This is a genomic window from Shinella sp. M27 (genome assembly GCF_049199905.1).
Taxonomy (GTDB): Bacteria; Pseudomonadota; Alphaproteobacteria; order Rhizobiales; family Rhizobiaceae; genus Shinella.
Genome location: NZ_JBLZPK010000012.1, coordinates 37,417 through 61,202 on the forward strand (window position 1 = coordinate 37,417; position 23,786 = coordinate 61,202).

At 65.0% G+C, this 23,786-nt stretch carries 15 protein-coding genes; 10 read left to right on the forward strand and 5 right to left on the reverse strand.

Annotated elements, in window-relative coordinates; genetic code table 11:
* Positions 1-57 precede the first annotated feature (57 nt).
* The 6 genes from ACOZK4_RS04645 to ACOZK4_RS04670 all read left to right on the forward strand — a co-directional run bounded on the left by ACOZK4_RS04645 (position 58) and on the right by ACOZK4_RS04670 (position 6,491).
* Entirely contained in the window at positions 58-1,353 is a 1,296-nt protein-coding gene (locus ACOZK4_RS04645) for a methyltransferase domain-containing protein (RefSeq protein ID WP_421590706.1), read from the forward strand.
* On the forward strand, positions 1,350-2,162 hold the full coding sequence (locus ACOZK4_RS04650; RefSeq protein ID WP_313528109.1) for a glucose-1-phosphate cytidylyltransferase: 813 nt from the start codon (positions 1,350-1,352) through the stop codon (positions 2,160-2,162). The genes ACOZK4_RS04645 and ACOZK4_RS04650 overlap by 4 nt, the downstream gene beginning before the upstream one ends.
* Positions 2,159-2,812 carry a PIG-L deacetylase family protein gene (locus tag ACOZK4_RS04655; protein ID WP_421590707.1) on the forward strand — a complete coding sequence of 218 codons (654 nt, stop codon included), beginning with the start codon at positions 2,159-2,161 and terminating at the stop codon, positions 2,810-2,812. The genes ACOZK4_RS04650 and ACOZK4_RS04655 overlap by 4 nt, the downstream gene beginning before the upstream one ends.
* A 67-nt stretch (positions 2,813-2,879) precedes the next feature.
* Positions 2,880-3,683, forward strand: a complete 804-nt coding sequence (locus ACOZK4_RS04660; protein WP_421590708.1) for a helix-turn-helix transcriptional regulator — start codon at positions 2,880-2,882, stop codon at positions 3,681-3,683.
* A gap of 27 nt (positions 3,684-3,710) precedes the next feature.
* Complete coding sequence (locus ACOZK4_RS04665) at positions 3,711-5,234, forward strand: GumC family protein (protein WP_421590710.1); 1,524 nt, start codon at positions 3,711-3,713, stop codon at positions 5,232-5,234.
* 12 nt (positions 5,235-5,246) lie between these two features.
* On the forward strand, positions 5,247-6,491 hold the full coding sequence (locus ACOZK4_RS04670) for a polysaccharide biosynthesis/export family protein (protein ID WP_421590711.1): 1,245 nt from the start codon (positions 5,247-5,249) through the stop codon (positions 6,489-6,491).
* Positions 6,492-6,493: 2 nt separating this feature from the next.
* On the opposite strand, the gene ACOZK4_RS04675 is transcribed toward ACOZK4_RS04670, so the two are convergent.
* From ACOZK4_RS04675 to ACOZK4_RS04685, 3 genes are all read right to left on the reverse strand, one after another.
* Positions 6,494-7,465, reverse strand: a complete 972-nt coding sequence (locus ACOZK4_RS04675; protein ID WP_421590713.1) for a glycosyltransferase family 2 protein — start codon at positions 7,463-7,465, stop codon at positions 6,494-6,496.
* Between the two features lie 3 nt (positions 7,466-7,468).
* Positions 7,469-8,944: an oligosaccharide flippase family protein gene (locus tag ACOZK4_RS04680; RefSeq protein ID WP_421590714.1), complete on the reverse strand. Its 1,476-nt coding sequence runs from the start codon at positions 8,942-8,944 to the stop codon at positions 7,469-7,471.
* Positions 8,945-9,056: 112 nt separating this feature from the next.
* Entirely contained in the window at positions 9,057-10,292 is a 1,236-nt protein-coding gene (locus ACOZK4_RS04685; RefSeq protein WP_421590716.1) for a polysaccharide pyruvyl transferase family protein, read from the reverse strand.
* A 218-nt stretch (positions 10,293-10,510) separates the two neighbouring features.
* On the opposite strand from ACOZK4_RS04685, the gene ACOZK4_RS04690 reads away from it, so the two are divergent.
* Both ACOZK4_RS04690 and ACOZK4_RS04695 read left to right on the forward strand, forming a co-directional pair.
* Positions 10,511-11,710: a glycosyltransferase family 4 protein gene (locus ACOZK4_RS04690; RefSeq protein ID WP_421590718.1), complete on the forward strand. Its 1,200-nt coding sequence runs from the start codon at positions 10,511-10,513 to the stop codon at positions 11,708-11,710.
* A 30-nt stretch (positions 11,711-11,740) separates the two neighbouring features.
* On the forward strand, positions 11,741-13,084 hold the full coding sequence (locus tag ACOZK4_RS04695) for a DUF4038 domain-containing protein (protein ID WP_421590720.1): 1,344 nt from the start codon (positions 11,741-11,743) through the stop codon (positions 13,082-13,084).
* Positions 13,085-13,502: 418 nt separating this feature from the next.
* Here the strand turns inward: ACOZK4_RS04695 and ACOZK4_RS04700 are convergent, their stop codons facing one another.
* Together ACOZK4_RS04700 and ACOZK4_RS04705 are read right to left on the reverse strand one after the other, a co-directional pair.
* Positions 13,503-13,790: a hypothetical protein gene (locus tag ACOZK4_RS04700; protein WP_313532575.1), complete on the reverse strand. Its 288-nt coding sequence runs from the start codon at positions 13,788-13,790 to the stop codon at positions 13,503-13,505.
* Positions 13,791-13,883: 93 nt separating this feature from the next.
* Positions 13,884-14,165: a hypothetical protein gene (locus tag ACOZK4_RS04705; protein WP_421590722.1), complete on the reverse strand. Its 282-nt coding sequence runs from the start codon at positions 14,163-14,165 to the stop codon at positions 13,884-13,886.
* A gap of 625 nt (positions 14,166-14,790) precedes the next feature.
* On the opposite strand from ACOZK4_RS04705, the gene ACOZK4_RS04710 reads away from it, so the two are divergent.
* Positions 14,791-15,042 (forward strand): DUF1488 family protein, encoded by a 252-nt coding sequence (locus ACOZK4_RS04710; protein ID WP_313532573.1) that lies wholly within the window; start codon positions 14,791-14,793, stop codon positions 15,040-15,042.
* 106 nt (positions 15,043-15,148) lie between these two features.
* The gene (locus ACOZK4_RS04715; RefSeq protein ID WP_421590724.1) at positions 15,149-23,770 is read left to right on the forward strand and encodes a GH36-type glycosyl hydrolase domain-containing protein; all 8,622 of its coding nucleotides are present in this window, start codon (positions 15,149-15,151) and stop codon (positions 23,768-23,770) included.
* Positions 23,771-23,786 lie beyond the last annotated feature (16 nt).

Sequence of the window (23,786 nt, forward strand, 5' to 3'; positions counted from 1 at the left end):
TATCTTCGATCGCCTCCTCCTTCGGTCTGGACCGAGTATCTCCTTGGAGGCGTTGCCATGAGTTTTCAGGCCAGCCATTCACTTTCGCAATCTCACAGCCTGTCGCTCAGGCCCGCTTGCCGGCTGTGCGGCAGAACCTTGAAGCACACCGTCGTCGATCTCGGCATGTCGCCGCCGTGCGAAAGCTTTCGCCAGGAAAGCGAACTCGGCCTGATGGAGGCATATTATCCATTGCATGTGCGCGTGTGTGAGGAATGTTTGCTGGTGCAGCTGGAGGAATATGTCAGCCGGGAGAGCATCTTTGAGGAGTATGCCTACTTCTCCTCCTACTCCACGAGCTGGGTGGCGCATGCGGAGCGCTATTGCGACCGCATGATCGATCGCTTTGCCCTCCACGCACACAGCTTCGTGGTCGAGATCGCCAGCAATGACGGCTATCTCCTGCAGCATTTTGTGGCGCGGGGCATTCCCGTGCTCGGTATCGAGCCGGCGATCAATGTCGCGGAGGTGGCGATTGCCCGCAACATACCGACGAAGACCGCCTTCTTCGGCAAGCGAATTGCCGGCGACATGGCGGCAGCCGGCCAGAAGGCCGACCTGATCGTCGCCAACAACGTGCTGGCGCAGGTCCCCGACCTCAATGATTTCGTGGGCGGCATGAAGCGCATCCTCAAGCCCGAGGGTGTCGTGACGCTGGAGTTCCCCCATGTCGCGACGCTGATCGCGCAGAACCAGTTCGATACCATCTACCACGAGCACTTCTCGTATTTTTCCCTGTTCACGGTGCAGGTCGCCGCCCGGCTGCACGGCCTGGAGATCTTCGACGTCGAGGAACTGCCGACCCACGGCGGGTCGCTGCGTGTCTATCTCGGCCATGCCGGACGCTCGGGCGTGATCAGCCCTGATGTCGCGGCGCTCCTGGAACGGGAACGCCGGTCCGGTCTGCATGGCGTAGAGGCCTATACGTCGTTTGCCGCGCGCGCCCGCCAAGCCAAGCGCAACCTCCTCTATTTCCTCATCAGCGTGAAGGAGAGGGGGGCGAGCATCTGCGGCTACGGCGCGCCCGGCAAGGGCAACACGCTTTTGAACTATTGCGGGATCGGCACGGATTTCCTCGATTTCACCGTGGACCGCAATCCCTACAAGCACGGCCGGTTCACGCCGGGCATGCACATCCCCATCCTGCCCGTCGAGGCGATCGATCGCCACCGGCCGGATTACATCCTGATCCTGCCCTGGAACCTCAAGGCCGAGATCGTTGCCCAGATGCGCCATGTCGGCGAATGGGGTGCCAAGTTCGTCGTTCCCATTCCCGAGGTCGCCATCCTCGATCCGCTGGAGGATTTGTCATGAAGGTCGTGCTCTTCTGCGGCGGGCGGGGAACGCGCATCCGCGAATATTCGGAAGCCGTGCCCAAGCCCATGATCCCGCTCGGCGCGCAGCCGATCCTGAGGCATGTCATGCAGTACTACGCCTCCTACGGCCACGACGACTTCACGCTCTGCCTCGGTTACAAGGCGAATGTGATCAAGGACTTCTTCCTGAACTGCCGGCCGCAGACGTTCTCGGATTGCATCGTCTCCGGCGAGGGGCGGGTCGAGCTGCTCGGCGAGGCGCAGGAGCATTGGCGCATCGCGCTGATCGATACCGGCATCTGGCGCAATATCGGCGAACGGCTGTGGGCCGTGCGGGAACAGGTGCGGGGGGAGCGCATCTTCCTGGCCAATTACAGCGACGGCCTGACCGACGTCGACCTCGACGACATGGTCGCCCGCTTCGAGGCGAGCGGCAAGCTCGCCTGTTTCCTCGCGGTCCGGCCGCCGCTCACCTATCACCTCGCCGATATCGACGATGCGGGACGGGTGCGGGAATTCCGCTCGTCGGACACGTCGGAGATCTGGATCAACGGCGGCTATTTCCTGATGCGCAACGAGATCTTCGACTACATGCGCGAGGGCGAGGAGCTGGTGCTCGAACCCTTCGAGCGGCTGATCAAGGACGACATGCTGATGGCCTACAAGCACGAAGGCTTCTGGCGCTCCATGGACACGCTGCGCGACTGGCAGATGCTGGAGGAAATGGTCGAGCGTGGCGAGATGCCGTGGGTCCGCCAGACGGAGGGAGAGCGCATATCCAGGCTGCGCAGGGTCGGCCGGCCATGAAGACGCTGCCCCTCGCTTCCGTCGGACATCGTTTGCGGGTCCTCTGCCTCGGCGCGCATGCCGACGATATCGAGATCGGCGCGGGCGGCACGATCCTTGGCCTGATCGCGGCCGGCGTGAAACTGGAGGTCCATTGGTGCGTCATGAGCGCGACGCCGGAGCGGGCCGCCGAAACGCGCCAGGCTGCCGCCGCCTTCCTCGCAGGTGCCATCTCCACCACGGTCGAGGTCTGCGGGTTCGAGGACAGCTACTTTCCCAGCCAGAGCCGCGAGATAAAGACTTTCATGCTGGCATTGCGTGATAGGGTCGAGCCGGACGTCATCTTCACCCACAGCCGTCGCGATGCCCATCAGGATCATCGGGAGCTCAATAAGCTCACAACGAATATATTCCGGGACCACTTCGTCTTAGAATATGAAATCCCGAAATGGGATGGCGACATCACGGAGCGCAATGCCTACGTGCCGCTGCCTCCGGATGTCATCGATCGCAAGATCGATCTGCTCATGGAGCATTTTGCGACGCAACGGTCCAAGGACTGGTTCCACGCGGATGTCTTCCGGGGATTAGCCCGCATGCGCGGCATGGAGTGCCGATCGCCCTCGCTTTTCGCGGAGGCTTTCACGGTGCGCAAGATGGCCCTCGCATAGGGCAGACAGCACGGATCGACGCAGACCCAGACTCGTAATTCTGACCAGGAAATTAGTGAGGGGTACCATGGCGAGAGACGACGAAGCGGATTTCGACGAGGAGTCGATCGATATTTTCCGGACAAGGAATTCGATCGGCAGCGACCCGCGCGCCGAGTCCAGGGAGTACATCGACCGGCAGCAGCCTCAGCAATATGCCGCAAGCGACTATGTCGCGATCTTCGACAAGCGGAACCTCGACCGGGAATGTCTCGCCAACAGCCTGCATTCGCATCGGATCGGTATCAGCGTCTTCACCTTTTCAGGGCTTGCCGCCTGGCAGCAGGGCAAGGCCAACCTCGGCACCCTTCGCGCCAGCCTCATCAATATCGGCAGCAGGAATGTCTCCGAGCCTGATCTCAGGGATGAAATCACGCAGCTCCTGACGACGCTGGAGCCGGTGCCGGTGGTGGTGCTGTCCGACAACCAGACGCTCGACCATGTTCTCGAGGTCATCGACCTCGGCGTGCACGGCTTCATTCCAAGCTCCGTCGATATCGATATCTGCATCGAGGCGATCGGGCTTGCCATTGCCGGCGGGCAGTTCGTTCCGGCCAGCAGCGTGCTTGCGATGCGCGGCCTTCTCGGCAGCTATCCGCAAAAGGTCTGCGGCCGATCCGCCTTCACGGTGCGCCAGGCCGCGGTCGCCGAGGCGCTGCGCCGCGGCAAGGCGAACAAGATCATCGCCCGCGAACTCAACCTCTGTGAAAGCACGGTGAAGGTTCACATCCGCAACATCATGAAGAAGCTCGGCGCGACCAACCGCACGGAGGTCGCCTGCAAGGTCGGCGAGATCATGTCCGACGAGATCTATCAGAACAGCCGGGCGTGACCCGGCTCCCATAACAGGAATTCAGTCATGATCTGGTCAGAGAAACCGGCCGCCCCGGAGGAGTTCGTCCTTCCCCGGGTCCTTACCGTCATTGTCGAACGCCGGTGGCCCATTCTGGCCTGCCTTGTCGCGGGTGTAGTGATTGCGACCATCGGCTATCTCGACCAGCCGTCGCGCTACGGTGCCGAGGCGGTGCTGGCGCTGGACGTGCGCAAGTTCCAGGCCTTGCCGACGGAATCCGTCGTTTCGCCGCTGCCGCAGGAAAGCCCGGTGCTGCGCACCGAGGTCGATATCATCAGCTCCCGCTCCATGGCCGAGAGGGTTCTGGCCGATTTACAGGCGGAGGGTATCGATGCCGCCAAGGGTTTTGGCCTGACGACGGAAAACGGGGCCGGCCAGGCGGCGCTGTCCGACCGTATGAACCGTGCCGGCACCGATCGGCGTGTCCTTCTCGACAGCCTCATCTCCGGCGTCCGCGTCACCAATGACGGCCGTTCCTACACGATCTATGTCGCCTTCAGCGGCATGGAGCCCGAATTTACCGCCGCGGTCGCCAATGCCTATGCTGAGGCCTATATCAACTATCAGGTCGATGTGCAGACGACGGCGACGCGGCGGGTCAGCGACTGGCTTGGAACGCGCCTCGTCAGTCTGCGCAGCGAACTGGAGCGTTCTGAACATGCCGCGACATTGTTCCGCGAGAAATCCGGTATTGCCAAGTCGAACGGCACGACCCTGCTGTCCCAGCAGATCGCCGGCCTGAACACCGAGCTGGCGCGGCTGAGGGCTCAGCTTGCGGGGTCGGTTGCGCGTCTTGCGACTGCGGTCGACATGTCGGATGGAAAAACTGGCCTTGCTCTTCCGGAGGTGCTGAATTCAGTGGCGATCCAGCAGCTGCGTACCGAGGAAGCCCGTCTCAAGCGCCAGCTTGCCGCGATCAGCGAAAGCGGCGCGGTTAAGAACCCGCAAATTCCGGAGCTGACCTCGCAGTTGGAGACGATCCAGGCGCAGATCGGCGCGGAGGTGGAGCAGATCGTCGATAGCCTGCGCACGGAAATCGAGGTCACGCGACGCCAGCAGACCGGCCTGGAGGCGAGCCTGAAGCAGTTGCAGGCGGAGATGTCGAACGCCAACGAGGCGATCGTGCAGGCCGACCAGCTCGACCGCGAGGCCAGTGCAAACCGGGCGATCTACGAGAGCTATCTCACGCGCTACAAGCAGACGATCGAGCAGGACGGCATCGCGATGGCGGAGGCGCGCATCATTTCGCGCGCGGTGCCATCCGGATCGCCATCGAGCCCAAGCGCCTCCGCCTGGCTCATTGGTGGGCTGGTGTTCGGCCTCGCGGCCGGTGCGGTTGCGGCGCTGCTTCTCGAGTTGCGCGCCAGCTTCCAGCGCCGTCCCCATCCGGGCGAAAGCCGTGCCGTCATCCCGCACGATCTTGGAATGCCGGAACGTCGTCCCTTCATCGCCGACTATCCCGGCCCGGCGTCCGAGGTCAGGAAACGTATGGAAACGCCTGTCGACAGGCCCTCTATCGTCGGGATGTAAGGTAAAAGCACCATGGCACGCATCCAAGCCAATCATCTGGCCCAACGGCGTATTCTACGCCCAGCCGTTTTTGCCTGCCTCCTGCCGCTGGCGGTTTCGGTTGCGCCGGCAAGCGCCCAGAACCAGGGCTACACGGTGGCCAGTGGCGACGTGTTGCGCGTCACGGTCTATGGCGATCCGGGATTGAGCGGGTCCTTTCCCATCGGCACGGACGGCACGATCGGCTATCCGCTGCTCGGCAACGTCGCCGTGACCGGCAAGGGCGTCGACGAGGTCCGCCAGGCCATTGATGCCGGGCTGAAGGAGCATATCGCCAATCTGTCGGTCGCGGTCGTCGTGGAGGCCTATGCGCCGGTCTTCGTCGTGGGCGAAGTCCAGAAGCCCGGGCGCTACGAGTTCCGTCCCGGCATGATCGCGCTCGAGCTTTTCGCGCTGGGTGGCGGGCAGAAAGAGGTGTTGGCGCAGGGCGACAATGCCGGCATGCGGCTTGCCGGACTGCGGCAGGACTATGCCGATCTCGGCGTGCAGCTTCTCGGGCAGGACGTGAAACGGGTTCGCCTCGAGGCGGAGCTGAACGGCCAGCCCTTCACCTATCTGCCGAGTGAGGAGATCGGCACCCCGGACCCGCGCATCGTCCGCCAGGTCGTGGATGCCGAGCGCACGCTGTTCGAGCTGCGCCGTGCGGCGCTCGACGCCGAGCTGAAAAGTCTGGAGCAGCAGAAGCTCGGCTATCTCGACGAGATCGACACGCTGGAGAAGAGCGGCAAGCTGCGCGACGGCGAGCTCACCTTGCTGGACGAGGACGTCAAGCTCGCCCAGAGCATGGTGGAGCGCGGTTTGACGCCGAAGACGCAGCTGCGTGACAAGCAGCGGGAGATATCGGCGACCAACCGCGACGTGCTGGAATTCGGCTCCTTCCTCGCCCGCGCCCGGCAGAACCTGACGGTGATCGACGGCCGTCTCAAGTCGCTGCGCGGGCAGCGCCGCGGCGAGGTGGCGGCGGAGTTGCGCGAATTGAACATCGATATCCTGCGTCTTCGCCGCAAGATGACCTACAGCCTGCAGGCGATGGCCGAGGCTGGCATCGCCTTTGACAAGAAGGACGGAACGCGACAGGCGGCCTATCGCTTCTCCGCCGTGCGGATGGTGGATGGAAAGTACAGCGAAGTCACGGTCGGCCAGACCGACCCGGTGCGCGCCGGCGACATCCTGCGGGTGAGCCTTGTCCTTGACGAAGGTGACGTTGCGGCGCGCTGAGGCTATCGCAGGACCTTTGTGAGAAGGGAGCGCATGCGCGGCACCGTATCGGGCCGGTGCAGCAGATAGCCGAGCGGCGGCAGCAAGGCGGTGGCCGGCGCCATGCGGAAGGCGAGCATCAGCAGCTTCCACGCCTCCCTGTTTCCCCGGAGCGCATGCGACACAGCCGACCAATAGGCGCGCTCGGCAATGCCGCGCCGGGCGCGGCGGCGCAACGTCTCCGCCCCGTCGAGCCACCGTCCCTCATGGTAGAAGAAACTCTCGGCCGCCTCCGCCGTATGGCGGATGTGCAGGGTCTGGTGCGCCCAAAGGTCCGTCGACCGGTTCGCATCGTGCGAACGGATGCCCGCCTGGATGCAATCCAGTTCGGCGACGGTTCCGTGCAAGGCAAGCCGCAGCCAGAGTTCGTAATCGTCGCTGTGCGGCAGGGCCGGCCGATAGTGGCCGGCGCGTTTCTGCACGCTCGTGCGCACGACGATGGACGGTCCGGGAATCTGGAAGACGCCGAGGCGGCAGAAACGCTCGATGAAGGCCCGCCCCGTCATCAGCGTCACCGGCGGGGCGGCGGGCTGCGCTTCGATGTCGGGGATCGGCACGTCGCCCCGGATCGCCACGTCGCGGCCGTAGGAGAAGGCGATGCCGCGGTCCCGTTCCATGACGGAGGTTGCCCGGCGCAGCGCGCCCGGCACCAGGAAATCGTCGGCGAAGAGCAGGAGAAAGTAATCGGCCCGCGCCCAGTCGATCCCCGCATTGAAAGAGGCATGTGGCCCGAGGTTTTCCGGCCGCAGCAGCAGCTCCACCCGCGGGTCGCAAAATGCGAGCCGCTCGGCGACCGCGACGCTGTCGTCCGTCGAGGCATTGTCGACGATCAGGACGCGCACATCGTGCATGTCCTGCGAGAGCACGCTTTTCACGCAGGCTTCGAGATAACGGCCGTAATTGTAGTTCGGAATGACGACGTCGACGCTCGGCATGGCTCAGGCCCCCGATGCGACGAGAAACCGGCGCAGGCGGCGGGCATGGTCGCGGCCGGCGGCGAACAGGATGTGCAGTTCGACGAGGAACGGGTGGCGCGTGGCGAGCAGCCCGATCAGCCAGCCGATGCCGGCAAGGAGGATCGCGGCGCAAAAGCCAGGCAGGCCCGCGTCTGGATGTCCGGGCAGTGCCAGCAGCACGACCGGCCCTGCCAGCGAGAAACCGGTGACGACGGCGCTCGGCATCAGCGCCGTGAGAAGGCCAAGCAGGGAAAAGCGAACGTGGCGATGCACGAAGACGAGCGCGACCAGCATCTGGAGGGGAAGCGAGACGAACTGGCTGAGCGCCATTGCCATCACACCGTAGAGGCTGGCGGCGCAAAGGATGCCGGCGGCAAAGCAGCGCGAGACAAGGCTTGCGAGGAACGCGTCCCGGTTCCGGCCGAGCGCCAGGAGAAGCGGCCCCGTCACGATGACGGGCAGCCAGAAGACGGCGGCAAGCGCCAGAACGCGCACGACCGGCACGGCCTGCGCCCATTGCGGGCCGAGCACGATGCCCACGATCGACGGCGCGAGAAGCGAGATCAGCGCCGCACCCGGCCAGTAGAGAACCGACAGATAGGCGAGCACGCCGAGATAGGTCTTCTCGATGTCGCGCCCCTCCCGCACGCGGCTTGCCAGCGCCGGAAAGGCCATGCTGTGGAAGGCCGACATGATGATGCGGTCGGGTATGCCGCACAGGGCATTCGATCGGTTGTAGAGCGCGACCGATGTCATCGAGGCGATGCGGCCGAGGATCAGCTGCGGCACGGTCTCGTGGATGCGCTCCACCACGAGTGCGGCCCCCTTGAACAGGCCGAAGGCCAGCACCTCGCGCCAGCGCGCAAGGCCGGGGCGGAAGATCGCCCCTGCGGGGAACGGCGAACAGGCAACGGCCAGCACCGCGAGCGTGAGCGACCCCGCAAGCATGCCCCATGCGAAACTGACGGGACCGAAGCCGAGGATGGCGAGCGCGATCGTGGCAAGCGCGGTCGTCAGCGAAACCGCCGTGCGGATGCAGGCGAGCGCGCCAAAACCCATCTCGCGCCGGAGCAGGGCGATGACGGGCTGGGCGAGGGACTCGGCGAGCCCCGCTGCCGCAGCGAGCAAAAGGAAGAAGGAGAGGTCCGGCGCGGCATAGAAGCGGGCAACGAGGCCCGACAGGGCGACGAGGGCGGCCGCGATCACCGCGCTGACGGCGACCTGAAGCGTCAGCGCGGTGCGCAGCGCCTCGGCATCGACGGTGTTGCGCTGGATAAGGAATTCCGGCGTGACGAATTCGCGGGCGGAGAAGGCGACGACGGCGATTGCCAGACCCGTCACCGCCTCGCCGATTTCGCCCGGCGTCAGGATGCGGGCCATGATCACCAGCACCGTGAAATTGATGAGCAGCGCGAAATACTGCTCCAGCGATGCCATCACATAAGCGCGTCGGACCATGCTGCTCACGCTTTCGGGAAAGGGCTGGGGGCTTCTGGTTTCTGGGGCATGGGCTTCACTCCGCAGGTTGCAACGAGGATAGGCGCATGGCGGACGGTGGCCACTTGTCCATTCAGCGTAGGGCATCCTGTGCAAGGGGTAGGTTTTTCCCGCCGCGAGCGACCAGCACCTGTGCTAGAAGCAGGTCCTGCTGGCGGACAAGCTCCGAGCGGATCGCCGCGTTGCGGCGGGCAATCGCGCTTTCGGCGGCGGCAAGGTCGGCGAGCACGGTGTCCACCTGCCGCAGGACCTCACCGACGTCGAAGGTCTCGATATGCTGGCAGAAATCGGCTCGGCCGAATTCGGTCATGAGCTCGTCGCTCTTTTCCGCATAGCCGAGCGACAGCGCCGGCCGGTCGAGCTTGAGGGTGCAGAGCAGGTTGTGAAAGCGCGAGACGATGGCGAGATCGACCTTCAGGATCTCATCCATGACCGCATGCAGCGAGACGGTGCGGGCGGCCGAAAGGTGGCCGTGGGTGCCGTTTTCCGGGAGGGCGGCGAGGATATCGTCGAGGGCCCGCTCATCGGATGTGTCGCCCATGAAGAGGCGCACGTCATGCCCGTCGTCGAGCAGCCGGCGCGCGATCGCCGCGATCTTGTCCACATAGGTGCGGTAGATGGCGTCGCCGTCCGCATGGTCGCGCTCCCATCCCCGATACCGCATGACGCCGATGCCGATCGTCGCGGGTTTTTGCCGGCGCAGCTTGTCGTCGGAGCGGACGGGCTCGCGCAATCCGAAGGCGAGGTCGGGGAAACGGTGGTCCGAAGCGGTGTCGATGCCCAGGCCCTGGACGTACCGGAGGGAAAAGTCGTCGCGGTAGGAGCGGTAGCTGGCCATTCGCGCCGCGGATGTGAGGAACCATCGGCTGAGCGCGCCACGGATCGGGCCGGCGCCGATGCTGACGAAGGCGATGCGGGCGCCGCGCAGCCGTGCGGCAAGGCACCACCAATAGATGATGAACGGCCAGCCGAACGGCGTCTCCTGGAAATCGTCGAGGATGCCCGTCCCGGGGACGACCATCACATCGACGCCGCCGAGCACCCGCAGGACCGACACGAGGCCGGCGATCCGCCCATGGATCCGCCCGAGCCTTCTATCGAACCAGCGCAGCAACGGGTGGACGAAGGCCGCGCCGCGAAGGCCGGTCACCTCAAGCGCGAAGCGCTCGCCGATCGCCACGGGATTGGAGCAGATGCACAGCAGGGCCGCATCGGGGCACGCACGGCGCAGGAAGACGAGCATTGCTTCCAGCGAGCCGTCATTTCCCGAGTTTCCGGACCCGAACTGCCCGAGCAAGGCGATCTTCATGGAATGTCCACCGCTGTCGATTGGGATCTGAAGGGATTGCCAAAGCGGCCGCACTATCGCGCCGTGACGCGGTGCGGAAAACGCGGATATTCGGCGACCAGGCCTCCGCCGAAAGCGGTAGGGAACCGACCGCCTCCTGCAAAGGGCCGCTTGCGCCCTCCAAGGCCCAGCTTCCGCGACGGCGCATCCGGTTGGACAAGGGAGGCAGAGGGCCGCCCATGAAGATCGCCTATTTCGTCCTGCCGCATCTCGGCGGCACCTATACCGTGTTCCGGCACCTGCGCGCCGGCCTGGCGCCTGATGGCATCGAGCTTTGCTGGCTCGGCCTGACGCCCGCCGGGCAAGGCCTTCCCGCCGGAATGGAGCGGGAAGCCGCGTTCGGCACGCTCGTCGAGGCAACCGCTTCGGACGATGGCAAGAGCACCGCCCGCCTGATGGAGCGGGCAATCCTGGCCGGCGGCTTCGACGGCGTCGTCGTCAACGTGCTCAGCGACCGTGTGCAGACCAATATCGTGCGCTATCTTCCCCCCTATCTCCTGCGCCTTATGGTCGTGCACAACATCACGCCGGGAACCTATGCGGCGGCGGCGGCGATCCGGCCCTATGTGCATGCGACGGTCTGCGTCTCGCAGCGCTGCCGCGACGACCTCGTAAAACGCCATCATTTCCCCGCCGGGCGCACCTTCGTCATTGCGAACGCCGTTTCCCTGGACGCCTTTCCCGCAACCGACCGGCCGGCGCGGCCGATCGGGCAGGGGCTTCGCCTCCTGTTCCTCGGGCGGATCGAGGATGCCTCGAAAGGGATCCTGTGGCTGCCCGGTATCCTGGAGCGGCTGCCTGCGTCATCGACATTGACGATCGCCGGCGATGGCCCGGATATCAAGCGGCTGAAGGCCGTCATGCCGGGGGTGACGCCGCGCGTCGTCTATGCCGGGGCCGTCGCGGCGGATGCCGTGCCGGCGCTGCTGGCCGCCCACGACATCTTCCTCATGCCGTCCCGTTACGAGGGCCTGCCGATGGCACTGGTGGAAGCCATGGCCGCCGGATGCGTGCCTGTCGCCTCGGCGCTTCGCGGCGTCACCGACATGATCGTGGAGAATGGACGGGACGGGTTGCTCTTTCCGGTCGGCGACACGGCAAGGGCCGCCGCTCTCGTCCGTGCGCTGGACAAGGATCGCGCGCAGCTTCACGGCCTTTCGCTCGGCGCGCGCCGCAAGGTCGCGGGCGCCTTCACGGTGGAACGCATGGCGGCGCAGTATGCGGCGGTGCTGCGCGATATCGCGGCAAACCCGCCGCCGCTGGCGGCCCCCCTTGCGCTGGACGGTTGGTCGATGCCGCGCGGCCTGCGGGCCGGCCTGCGCACCTTCCTGCCACGACCCCTGAAGAACTGGCTGCGGGGCGTTCGGGAGCGGCTTTGAGCCGCGGTGCCGGCCAAAGGAGCGGATACGATGCGAACCATTGCCTTTTCCATGCGGCTCTGCCTCGTGCTGCTTGCCTTGCTGGCCGGCCCTGCCGCGCCCGCCAGCGCCGAGGTACGCTTTCCGCTGCGCATCGCCGCCGCAGGCACCTATCTGGAGGACGCGGCCGGAAAGCCCTTCCTCATCACCGGCGATGCGGCCTGGTCGCTGATCTCGGACCTGCCGGCCGAAGAGGCCGACATCTACATCGCCGATCGCAAGGCGCGCGGCTTCAACACCATCTTGGTCTCGCTGATCGAGCATGAATTCGCCCGCAACGCGCCGAACAATGCCGCGGATATTCCCCCGTTCCTGGTGCCCGGCGATTTTACGCGGCCGAACGACCGCTATTTCTCCGATGCCGAACATGTGCTCGACGCCGCATTCCGGGCCGGCATGCTGGTCCTGCTGGCGCCCGCCTATGCCGGCGCGAACGGTGGGCCGCAGGGCTGGTATGCCGAGATGGCGGCCGCCGGTCCCGATGCGCTGCGCGCCTACGGGCGCTATGTTGGCAAACGCTATGCCCGCTATCCCAATATCGTCTGGGTGCAGGGCGGCGATTACGATCCGCCGGACCGCGCGCTGGTCGAGGCGCTGGCGGAAGGCATCGCGGAGGGTGCTCCCGGTGCGATGCAGACCGTGCACGGCAACCGCGACACGACGACTGCCGCCTACTGGCCCGATGCCGGATGGCTGGCGCTCGATACGGTCTATACCTACGAGGACGTCGCCGCCGCCGTGCAGGCGCGCTATCGCGCCGGCCCGCATCGGCCTTTCTTCCTGATCGAAGCGCGCTACGAAGGCGAGCACGGGGTGGAGGCGGCCGAGATCCGCAAGATCGCTTATGGCGCCCTCCTGTCGGGCGCGAGCGGCCAGGTCTTCGGTAACAATCCCGTCTGGCATTTCGGCGGTCCCGCGCTTTACGACACGCCCGCGGGGTGGCGTGAGGCGCTTGCCAGCCCGGGGGCTGAGAGCATCGGCCATCTGGCGGACCTGTTCGCACGTTTCGACTGGTGGAAGCTGAAGCCCGATGACGGGCGGTTCGTGCGCCATGTCGAAGGTGCGGCATCCGCCACCGCCATAACGGCCGTCGCGGGCGACGGAACCTTCGCGGTCGCTTACATCGACGGTGCCGCCGCGATCGACCTTGATCCGTCGGTTCTTACCGCACCGGCTGGGACCATCGAATGGTACGATCCCTCGACCGGAGCTAAGCTACGGTCGGAGCCCGAAGCCGATTTGCGACGAGTGGTGGTTCCTGCATTGTCGAATGCGTCGGATGTTGAAGATTGGCTTGTAGTTTTGCGGGCGGGAAAGCGGTCGCGGAGCGAATAGAATATTCGTCTGCCCTGCATTTTTAAAGAAAGTTTCTGCCGTCTGTTCGCTCGGTCTTCGATGTGGGAGAAGGAGTGGCTTTGCCTCACAACGATACTCGCACCACCGTGTATAGTTGCAGTTTGTCGTTCAGAAGGCCGTGAAGCTGCTGTTTAATGATCGGCTCGATCGTGTTTGAAGATAGCCGCTACCGGATGCCCTTGACGTCTACCTCGTTAGGGGGCGACGCGTAATAACGATAAAGACAACCGTGGTTCTGCGTCTCGGAAAGTAGCAAGCTGCGGCCCCTGTCATCGCAGAGCAGTCGCCCTAGCAGATGTCGATCTCGAGTGTTCGTGGCGGAGCGCCTGTTTGGCGACTGGGTTGCTGGAGCGGCTGGCATCTGGTGAAAGAGTTCGCCGTCATAACGGCCGGCGATTTATGGGGTGGCGGGTGCGCCGGACTTCGGGATTTCAACATCGCGCGCCAATGCCTCATCAATTTCCGCCGCCGACACCTGCAAGAACTGCCGCTTGGCAATCTTCACCGCGATTGCGGGAATCTCAAGGTGGGTACCCACTCTCCGGTAAGACGCGAAGCTCAGGCCTTCGATCAACTCCTCGTCCACGACGAGACGGTAGGTGCCGGCTTCCAGCGGTTCAACCAGGGAATTTAGGTTGAACGGGTGCATGAAAGTAATTTCGGTTTCTGTGGTTCTTTCGGTCATTTCCGTTGATTTCCAATTTGAGCCGAACCTGGAACAAGCGATCTGCCGGGTTCTGGCGGGGATATGTGCGTGAAGACCCGCATAGGCAGGCGCCTATTCCAGGCGATTTGGGTTCGCCGATCCGCCCTCATTTTCCCAGACGTCGAGACCGTTGTTACGGTTCTTGTGCAGGGATGCCTGCGAAAGAGGATATCTATCGGTGCAGATCATCGCCCCTTGTATCAGGCGAACCAGATGACGGGCTTCTCTATTCTCTACGCCAGACTTGGCGGGAAGGTTCCGGGTCTCATAGTTTGCGTCCTTGAGGATTTGCCGCAAAGCGGTTCGCTGGCGGTTTGCATCCGTCAAGGCGCCTTTGAAGACAAGGATCACCATACCCATCCCTCGATCAGGATATAGAGTATCATCGCAAGACTTGCGGCGGAGAGAGCGTATCCGATGAGGTCGGCGAAACGATGCTTGTTCTGCTGGCGGAAGATGGAAGACATGATGTCCTCCTCGCATTGGGGCCAGGGCAATCAACCCTTAAACAGCAGCGCCCGTAAGATGGCTGCTGGAACAATCACAGTGAGCTGCCTCCTCTCTATTAGCAAGGAATCAATTGCGTTCGTTTGGTGGCATCCGTTGAGACTGTTGCGGTCCGGTGACGCGGTCATCTCGCTAAGTTAATGAAAATCCGTGCGGATTTGTTTTCGCCTTGGTGCTTCGATTGGAAGCGAAACCATAGATGAAATCCAGAGATATTTTTTATTTAAAAATACAAGCCAGCATTCTCATTTCTGTGCTATAGTGATTTTAAATTTAGAGCTCCACGTGTGCGCAATTTCGATGGAAATTTGCAATTACGAGCTTTGTTTTTCTCTTGATTTCAGAAGAATATGCCGTTTTTAACGGCGATTCGTAGTTTTTTATTTTTTTGACATGGCGAAGCTTCTCGCAGATCGGGGCCGAAATCTCCGCGTCGGAGAGGCGCGCAATTCACATATCGCAAGGAGTTGTCATGAGTCTCAGTTTTCCAAACCAAAGCCGAAGCTATGAAGAGGCTGGCAAGCGTATCCGCTTCATTGGTCATGATGGCATGTTCGAGATCCCGTTCTTCGCGGGGTCGGACCTATTCCCGGGAGTGACATCCGAAGCCGGTTATCTCAGGGCTTTCGACGATGCCCGCGTCTCTGTCTACAATGCCGCCCGCCGCGCCTATTCCGCCGCCCGCAAGCCGGCCTACGTCCTGACGCGCGCCGATTTCGGCTGAGAGCGCCGAACACCGGAGCAGAGCTTCGGCGACCCTTCACATCCCCAGAACGATTGCCGGTTTCGCCCGGCCGGCTGCCTGGCCGCATCCGGGCAAAGGAATGATTATGGCCAGAGGCCAAGAGCGTGGCGTGGAAGACATCGGCAACTCGGAAACCGCTGTTGTCGAAAGAACCGTGGCCGAACGGATCCTCCACCCCGAGGCGGGTTCCAGACCGCCGCCGGAGCCGAAAGCGGTTGCGGACGGGAAAGGCGACGGCGACCGTCCGTCGTCCGGCTTTGGTTTCCGCCGCACGCCGGGCGGGCCGTGGAACGATCCCGTGCCGGTACGGGAGGAACTTTTCGGCATCGAACGGCTTGAGCAGCACGCGGCAACGCTTGCGCTTGCCCAGCCGGTAACGAAGCGGCCGCCGTCCGTCCAATCCCTGCACAAGCGCCTGAAGAGCAACGCGGCGGTCCTGCTTGCCGCCTATCGTGCCAGCGCCCTGGAGGTGGAGAACGAGCGCGGCGTCGTGCCGGCGGCCGAATGGCTGCTGGACAATTACCATCTGGTCGAGGAGCAGATCCGCGAGATCCATGACGACCTGCCGCCCAACTATTACAGGCAGCTGCCAAAACTCGCCGAGGGGCCTTTCGCCGGATATCCACGCGTCTTCGGCATTGCCTGGGCCTTCGTCGCGCACACCGACAGCCATTTCGATCCAGAGACGCTCGTCCGCTTCATCGCTGCCTATCAAAAGGTTCAGCCGCTGACGATCGGCGAGTTGTGGGCAGTGGCGATCACCCTGCGCATCGTGCTCGTCGAGAACCTGCGCAGGCTTGCCGACCAGATCACGGCCGGGCGCCGCATGCGTGCCGAGGCGGATGCGCTGGCCGACCGGCTCTTGGCGAACGAGGGTCGCGGCAGCGCGCTTGAAAAGGTCTCCGCCGACCCCCTGCCCGAGCTCTTCGCGGCCCAGCTTGCCAAACGGCTGCGCGACCAGGACCCCAGCACGACGCCGGCGCATGGCTGGCTGGAGGCGCGGCTGGCAAGGCAGGACAGCTCGGTGGATGCCGTGGTGCGGCATGCCCAGCAGCGCCAGGGCGCGTCGAATGTCACGATCAGGAACATCATCACCAGCATGCGGCTGATCAGCGATGTCGACTGGGCCGATCTTTTTGAAAAGGTCAGCCTCGTCGATGCCCGCCTTTCGGCCGACGGCAGCTTCGCCCGCATGGATTTCGCCACGCGCAACCTCTACCGCAGCGCCATCGAAGACCTCGCCCGCGGCTCGGACCTGTCGGAACTCGACATTGCAGGGCAGGCGGTGAAAGCGGCACGGGCGGCACCGGTCACGGGCGACACCGCCTCGCAGGCCGAACGTGTCGGCGATCCGGGCTACCATCTGATCGCGGAAGGGCGGCCGGCCTTGGAGCGCACGATCGGGTTCCGCCCGCCCCGGCATCTGATCGCCGGGCGGCTGGCGGCGCGCACGGGCATTGCCGGTTATGTCGGGGCGATCGGGCTCGTGACGGCGATGCTTCTGGCCCTTGCGCTATGGCTGCTGTCCATCGCCGGTCTTTCCGCGCCCGGCATGATCGTCTTCGCCGTGCTGGCGCTGCTGCCGGCGAGCGATATCGCGACGGCACTCGTCAACCGCTTCGTGAGCTGGAGCCATGGCGCGACCGGCCTGCCGGGGCTGGAACTCGCGCAGGGCGTCCCACCGTCGTCGCGCACGCTCGTCGTCGTGCCGACGCTCCTGAGCAATCGTGCCGACCTGCTGGAGCAGATCGAGCGGCTGGAAGTTCATCATCTCTCGGGCGCGGGCGGCGACCTGAGCTTCGCTTTGCTGACCGACGGGAAGGATGCCTCGCAGGAGACCGTCGAGGGCGATGGTGCGCTTCTCGCGCTCGCTGTCGAGGCCATGGCCGACCTCAACCACCGGCACGGGCCGGGTCCTTCCGGCGACCGCTTCCTGCTTTTGCACCGCAAGCGCCGGTTCAATGCAGGCGAGAACGTCTGGATGGGCTGGGAGCGAAAGCGCGGCAAGCTGCACGAGCTCAACCGCCTGCTGCGCGGCGCCACCGACACCAGCTTCATGGCGCTTGGCGGAAAGCCGCCGACGGTGCCGCCGGATGTGCGCTATGTCATCACCCTCGACGCGGATACAAGACTGCCGCGCGACACGGTCCTGCGGCTGATCGGCAAGATGGCGCACCCCCTCAACCGGCCGCGTTTCGATGCCGGGCAGCAGCGGGTGGTCGATGGCTATGCGATCATCCAGCCGCGCGTCACCCCGTCGCTTCCCATCGGCCGCGAAGGCTCGCTCTACCAGCGGGTCTTTTCCGCGCCCGGCGGCATGGATCCCTATGCGGCGGCCGTTTCCGACGTCTATCAGGATCTGTTCGATGAGGGTTCCTATACCGGCAAGGGCATCTATGACGTCGATGCCTTCGAGGCGGCGCTGGCCGGGCGCATACCCGAGAATACCCTTCTCAGCCACGACCTTTTCGAGGGTACCTTCGCGCGGGCGGGGCTTGCCTCCGATGTCGAGGTGGTCGACGATTTTCCGTCGCGTTACGACGTCGCCGCCCGGCGCCAGCACCGCTGGACGCGCGGTGACTGGCAGCTGCTGCCGTGGATATTCGGGCGGCGGGCACTTCCCGCCCTCGGCCGCTGGAAGATGCTGGACAATCTGCGCCGCACCCTCATCGCGCCGTCGACATTCATGGCGCTCGTGGCCTGTTGCGTGATGCCGTTGCAGGCGGGCGTGACCGCGGCGCTGCTGGTCGCGTCCTGCATCGCCCTTCCCGCCTTCCTGCCGGTGGCCTTCGCCATCCTGCCGCGCCGCAGCGGCCTGCAACTGAGCAGCCATGCCGTCAGGCTTGCCGGCGATATCAAGCTCGCCGCGATGCAGGCGGCGCTCGGCCTGTCCTTCCTGCCCGATCAGGCCTGGCGCAATTGCGATGCCGTGCTCAGAACCGCCGGCCGGCTGCTGGTGACGCGCAGGAAACTCTTGGAGTGGACGACCGCCGCGACATCTGGAAACCGGAGGCGGCTGACGCTTGCCGGCTTCTACCGTGACATGGCGGGCGGCACCGTCGTCGGGCTGGTCCTCCTGGCCGCTGCCGTCGCGTTTTCACCGGCCGCCTGGCCTTTGGCGCTGTTGCTGGCACTCCTCTGGTCGGCCGCCCCCGCCGTCGCGCTCTGGGTCAGCCGGTCGCCGACGGCACGGCCGGGCAGGGCGCTTTCGGATGCCGATGCGGTGGAGCTCCGGCTCGTTGCGCGGCGCACATGGCGGTTCTTCGAAACCTTCGTCACCCCGCTGGAAAACATGCTGCCGCCGGACAATTTCCAGGAAACCCCGCTGCCCGCCATCGCCCACCGCACCTCGCCGACCAATATCGGCCTCTATCTTCTCTCGACGGTCGCCGCGCGCGACTTCGGCTGGGTGGGAACCCTTGAAGCGCTCGAACGGCTGGAAGCGACTTTTTCGACGCTCAAGCGGCTCGACCGGTTCAACGGGCATTTCTTCAACTGGTACGATACACGCGATCTGAGAACCCTTGCTCCCCCCTATGTCTCCTCCGTCGACAGCGGCAATCTCGCCGGCCACCTGATCGCGCTGGCGAATGCCTGCGAGGAGTGGGCCGAGATACCGCCGGCGGAAGACGGCCAGGGTTTCGGCGATACGCTGGCGCTCGCCCGCATGGCCCTTGGTGAGACGGCCGGCAATCCCGGTGCCAGCCTGGCAGCCATTCTTGACGAGGCGGAAACCCTCGTGCGCGGCCCGCAATCCATCGAGGCCGCAACACCCGCATTGATGCGGCTTCTGGACAAGGCCTTGAAACTGGCCGAACAGGCAGGACCTACCGATGACGGCACGGCCGCCGATCTGACCTTCTGGATAGGCGCGCTCGCCCGATCCGTCACACAGGCCGCGCGCGACCGGCAGGTCTTCCGCGACGATGCCGCCTCCGTGAAAGCCCGGCTTCAGGCGCTTGCGGACACAGCCCGCACCATGGCGCTCGACATGGATTTCGCCTTTCTGTTCGATCCCGACAGGAAGCTCCTGTCCATCGGCTATTCGCTCGCCGATAACGGGCTCGACCCGAACTGCTACGACCTTCTTGCTTCGGAAGCCCGGCTTGCGAGCTTCTTCGCCATCGCAAAGGGCGATGTCAGCACGCGCCATTGGTTCCGCCTCGGCCGGGCGGCGACGCCGCTCGGCAGCGGCTCGGCGCTGATCTCCTGGTCGGGCTCGATGTTCGAATATCTCATGCCGTCGCTCGTGATGCGCGCACCGGCGGGAAGCCTGCTCGACGATACGAACCGGCTGATCGTGGCGCGGCAGGAGGCCTATGGGCGGTCGCGGCATGTGCCCTGGGGCATATCGGAATCCGCCTTCAATGCGCGCGATATCGAGTTCACCTATCAATATTCCAACTTCGGCGTGCCGGGGCTCGGCCTCAAGCGCGGGCTGTCGGGCAACATGGTCGTCGCCCCCTATGCCACCGGCTTGGCCGCCATGGTCGATCCCCATGCCGCGCTCGAAAACTATAGGCATCTCGAATCCCTCGGCGCACGCGGCGTTCACGGCTTCTACGAGGCGCTGGACTTCACCCGCGCCCGCCTGCCCGAAGACGCGCGCGTCGAGATCATCCGCAGCTACATGGCCCATCACCAGGGCATGACCATCGTCGCTATCGCCGTCCTCCTGCAGGACGGGCGCATGCGGGCGCGGTTCCACCGCGAACCCATGATCATGGCCAGCGAACTCCTGCTGTCGGAGCGCATGCCGCGCGACGTGGCGATCGCCCGTCCGCGCGCCGAGGAGGTCAAGGCATCCGCCGGCATTTCGCTGAACCCGGCGCCGTCGGTGCGCCGGCTGGCGCTGCCCGTTGCCGGCACGCCGGTCACGCATCTCCTGTCCAACGGGCGCTATGCGGTCATGCTGACGGCCTCGGGCGGTGGCTACAGCCGCTGGCGCGATATCGCCGTCACGCGCTGGCGCGAGGATGCGACCCGCGACGATTGCGGCGCCTTCCTCTTTCTTAGGGACATGCAGACCGGTACGGTCTTCTCGCCCAGCCTCCCGGCGGCGGGCGACAGGGCCGAGGCCTCGGTGGTCTTCGGCGAGGACCACGCACAATATATCCGCCATGACGAGACGCTGACGACGGAGATGGATGTCATCGTCTCCGGCGAGGACGACGGCGAGGTGCGCCGCATCTGCCTCACCAACAGCGGGCGGCGGGCACGCGAGATCGAACTGACCTCCTATGCCGAACTGGTGCTCGCCACCCCGGCCACCGACAACGCGCATCCCGCCTTCGCCAAGATGTTCGTCGAAACCGAGCATTTGGCCGAATACGGCGCGCTCATCGCCACGCGCCGCCGCCGGGCGCCTTCGGAGGCCGAGATATGGGCCGCCCACTTTGCCGTGGTCGAGGGCGATGCGATCGCCGATCCGCAATACGAATCCGATCGTGCCCGTTTCCTTGGGCGCGGCCGCACTATCGCCACCGCCGCCGCTATCCATGACGGGCAGGCGCTATCCAACACCGCGGGAACCGTGCTCGATCCGATCTTCGCGCTACGCCGCAGCGTGCGGGTGCTTCCCGGCAAGGTGGCGCGCATCGCCTTCTGGACGGTCGTCGCGCGGTCGCGGGAGGAGCTTATCGAACGCATCGACAAGCATCACGACAGGAGTGCTTTCGAGCGGGCGAAGACGCTCGCCTGGACCCAGGCCCAGGTGCAGCTTCACCATCTCGACATGGATCTAGAGGAGGCGGCGGACTTCCAGCGCCTTGCCGCGCCGATCCTCTATGCCGACGCGCGCTTCCGCCCCGCCTCGGATGCCATCCTCGCCGGTGCCGGGCCGCAGTCGGGCCTGTGGCCCTACGGCATTTCCGGCGACCTGCCGATCGTGCTCCTGCGCATCGAGGATACCGAAGATCTTCCGCAGTTGCGCCAGATGCTGCGTGCGCATGAATACTGGCGCATCAAGCGGCTGGCCGTCGATCTGGTGATTGTCAACGAACGCGCCGCCTCCTATGTGCAGGATCTGCAGAACGCCGTCGAAGCCGCCGTGCGCTCCAGCCAGTCCCGCCCGCGTTTTGGCGACATGCCGGCGCAGGGCGCGGTGCATGTGCTGCGCGCCGATTTCCTGAACCAGGAGACGAAAAACCTCCTGAACGCCACCGCGCGCGTCGTGCTGTCCGCCCATCGCGGCCTCATCGCCGATCAGCTGGCGCGTCTTTCCGCCGGCATCGAGCGCTTGGCTCCTCTGCCTCCGTGCTTTCCGTCGAAGCCCCCGGCCGAGATGGTCGCGCAGCCGGAAGACCTGGAGTTCTTCAATGGGCTGGGAGGCTTCGACAGGAATGGCACGGAATATGTGACCGTGCTGGAAAACGGCGCGACGACCCCGATGCCCTGGATCAACGTCATCGCCAATCCCGCCTTCGGTTTCCAGGTGTCGGCGGACGGCAGCGCCTATAGCTGGGCGGAAAACAGCCGCGAGAACCAGATCACCCAATGGTCCAACGACCCGGTCGGTGACCCCTCCGGCGAGGCGCTGTACATCCGCGACGAGGAGACGCTGGAGCTCTGGAGCCCGACGGCTCAGCCGATTCGGGACAACGGACGGTATGTGGCGCGCCACGGCTTCGGCTACAGCCGCTTCGGGCATCGGGCGCATGGGATCGAAAGCGAATTGCTCTCCTATGTGCCGCTTGCCGATCCGATCCGCATTTCGCGGTTGACGCTGACCAACCATTCGTCGCGGCCGCGCCGGCTGTCGGTCACGAGCTATGCCGAGTGGGTCCTCGGCACCCTGCGCGGTGCAAACGCGCCGTTCATCGCCACATCCCTCGATGCCGGGACGGGCGCGATCTTCACCCGCAATCGGTCGGCCATGGGTTTCCCCGGCCGCGTCGCCTTCGCCGATCTCGGCGGCCGTCAGACCGCATGGACCGGCGACCGCACGGAGTTCCTCGGGCGGGGCGGGAGCTCAGCGCGACCGGCGGCGCTTACAAGAAGAATGCCGCTCGGCGCTAAGGTCGGCGCGGGTCTCGATCCGTGCGCCGCATTGCAATGCACGATCGAGCTCGACCCGGGCGAAAGCATCGAGCTTGTCTCCTTCCTTGGTGAGGCCGCTTCGGCCGAGGTGGCCGGCGCGCTGATCACCCGCTACCGCGCCGCCGATCTCGATGCGGTTCTTACCGACGTGACCGGGCATTGGCAGACGCTGTTGCAGACCGTGCAGGTCAGGACGCCGGACCGGGCGATGGATATCATGCTGAACGGCTGGCTGCTTTACCAGACGCTCGCCTGCCGCATCTGGGCGCGCTCGGCCTTTTACCAGGCCAGCGGCGCCTATGGCTTCCGCGATCAGTTGCAGGACGGCATGGCTTTGGCCTTCGCCCGGCCGGAGGAGACGCGGGGGCACATTCTGCGCGCCGCCGGGCGGCAGTTTGCCGAAGGCGACATGCAGCATTGGTGGCTGCCCCATTCCGGCGCGGGCGTGCGCACCCGGATTTCCGACGACCGCGTGTGGCTCGCCTTCGCCACCGCGACCTATATCGGAACGGCTGGCGACGCGCCGATCCTCGATGAAGCCATCCCGTTCCTGGATGGGCCGGTCCTCGCCGAGGGAGAACACGATGCCTTCTTCCAGCCGACGCCCTCCGGCGAGACGGCCTCTCTCTTCGAGCATTGCGCCCGCGGCCTTGATCAGGCTGTCGCGCTCACCGGCCGGCATGGCCTGCCCCTGATGGGCACCGGCGACTGGAACGACGGCATGAACCGGGTGGGCGAGGGCGGCGAGGGGGAAAGCGTCTGGCTTGGTTGGTTGCTTATCCGCGCGATCGACCTGTTCGCGCCGCTTGCGGAGAGCCGCGACCCCGAACGCGCCGCGCGCTGGAAGGCACATGCGCAGACGCTCAAGGCTTCTATTGAACAGGAAACCTGGGACGGGGCGTGGTACCGGCGCGCCACCTTCGATGACGGCTCATGGCTGGGATCGAAGGACAATGACGAATGCCGGATCGACAGCATCGCCCAGTCCTGGGCGGTCCTGTCCGGCGCTGCCGATCCCGCCCGCGCCGCCACCGCCGTGGCATCGCTGGAAACCCACCTGATCCGCAAGGAGGACGGCCTCGCGCTCCTCTTCACGCCGCCTTTCGATGCGACCCCACGCGATCCGGGCTACATCAAGGGCTATCCGCCGGGCCTGCGTGAGAACGGCGGCCAGTACAGCCACGCCGCCATGTGGGCGATCCTCGCCTTCGCCCGGCTGGGGGAGGGCGATAAGGCACACGATCTCTTCGCTCTCCTCAACCCAATCAACCATGCGGGCACGCCGGAGGCCGCGCTGCGCTACAAGGTCGAACCCTATGTGGTGGCCGCCGACGTCTATTCGGTCGCGCCGCATGTCGGACGCGGCGGCTGGACATGGTACACGGGCTCCGCCGCCTGGATGTACCGCGCCGGCATCGAGGGCATCCTCGGTCTGCGCCGGGAAGGCGGAGTGCTCGTGATGGAACCCTGCCTGCCGGCATCATGGCCGCAGGTCAAGGTGATAATCACAATGAGTGATACTCGCTACGAAATCCAAATCGGAAGGGCTTCGGATCGGCCAGACAGCCCGCCCTCCGCGACGTTGGACGGCGCGCCGTTGCCCTACGCCGGCGGCCTGATACGTTTGCTGCTGGATGGCGGCGACCATGTTCTGGTGGTGATTGAATGAGGAGACGCTCAATCTC